This window comes from Bartonella sp. AP20NXHL, assembly GCF_042196165.1.
In the GTDB taxonomy this organism is placed as follows: Bacteria; Pseudomonadota; Alphaproteobacteria; order Rhizobiales; family Rhizobiaceae; genus Bartonella.
This window is the reverse complement of sequence record NZ_JBHIPV010000065.1, coordinates 1-1518: the sequence shown is the minus strand read 5'-3', so window position 1 is coordinate 1518 and position 1518 is coordinate 1. Positions and strand designations below refer to the sequence as shown.

The window sequence follows — 1518 nt, the reverse complement described above, 5'->3', positions numbered from 1 at the left end:
TAATGCGCAAAAGTATCCCCCACGTTATCACGATAAGGCTCCCAGCCCAGTCTTTTTAAAATCTCTGTGACATCTTTAGTTTGCATCATGAATCACTTTCCTTGTGCAAGAAGCTCTGTTAAACGGCTCGGATGACGAATAACTTCGTATTTTATCGGTCTCCCCCAACCCTTGCCCAGTTGTTCTTTAGGCCAATTTTTCTTAAAATTCCTCAATGCTTCCTCAAATTTTTCTGCACTTCCTTTATAATCTCTCTTAAAATCGCTGAGTTCCTGTTGATATTTATTTAGCTTTTCTTTGTTTTTCTCAAGGAATTTTAAAACAACATCTCCTGTGGGTTGCGCATCTCCTGTTTTATACTCCTTTTCCAAAATCTTTTGGTTTTCGGTTAGACCAGCATTCCCCGTTTTTACCTCAACAATTTTTAATTCACCATCCTCTATATAGAGAATATCAGGACGGGATCTTATTGCAACCTCCTCCATTACTCCTTTATCGTTAGGTTTCTTAACTATTTTTTTAAACGATGCTTCTTGCGTACATGTTGTACATCCTGCTTCCTGTAATTTTTGCATTTCTTCTGTACGCTTTCCGTCATGATGCTCCTTATTTTTTTCGAGTGTTTCACGATTGCTATTGCTTTTTGAAGGCTTTGGGGATGTTTCGCCCTTGGCACTGTTTTCAGAGCCAATTTTTCCAACTGATTGAACAACTTCCTTTTCTGCTTTTGCAGCTGCTTCTTCAGTCTTAGTAGCAAATTTGATGAGATCTTTTTCTACAAGCTTGCCCGCAAGCTTTACGCCTCCCTTGGCTGCTGAAACAGCACCGTCAGTAAGCACTGTAGAACCCACTATATAAGCCACATCTCCTAATGCTTCACCTGCCATTTCGCCAGATTCAGCACCAGCACTGAATGCTCCATCCCCCCCTTTCTCCATTGTTTCATGTATGTGATCTATATGCCCCCCAAAGGAATCCTTTATGTGATCTATGTGCCCTCTAAAGGAATCCTTAACACCTCCCCAGAATTGACCAACTCCTTCCCAGAGTTGACCAGCACCTTCCCAGACATCATCAAATATATGCCCACTCGTGGCCCAAGCTTTTGCTGTTCCAACGCCTTGAAGGGCATTTTGATAGATCTCATCAACTGAACTGTTTCCTATTGCCGATCCTAATTCTTTAATGTCATGAACTGTCGCATATATTCCGTTTCCTATTGCCGATCCTAATTCTTTAACGTCATGAGCTGTCTCAGATATTCCGTTTCCTATTGCTTTTACGGCACCAACAATCGTACCCTTCGCAAGACCTATCTCAAAAATCCTATCTTGCTCTTCACTAATCTCGAACCATTTTTCGTTAACATCTCTTCGACACTGATCATCAGGGCATTCTTCTAACTCTTTCTTCATCTGAGCGCGTTGTGCACTACCCAAAAAGTTATTTGCAGCGGCATTACCTGCGGCATCAGCGCCGGCATCAACATTGCCACCGGCAAGGGCAGCGGCAACGCCC

At 42.4% G+C, this 1518-nt stretch carries 1 pseudogene; it reads right to left on the bottom strand.

The features are described 5' to 3' along the window. Positions 1-92: 92 nt before the first annotated feature. Positions 93-1518: pseudogene (locus tag ACFILL_RS09145) on the bottom strand (hypothetical protein); the annotation flags it as partial.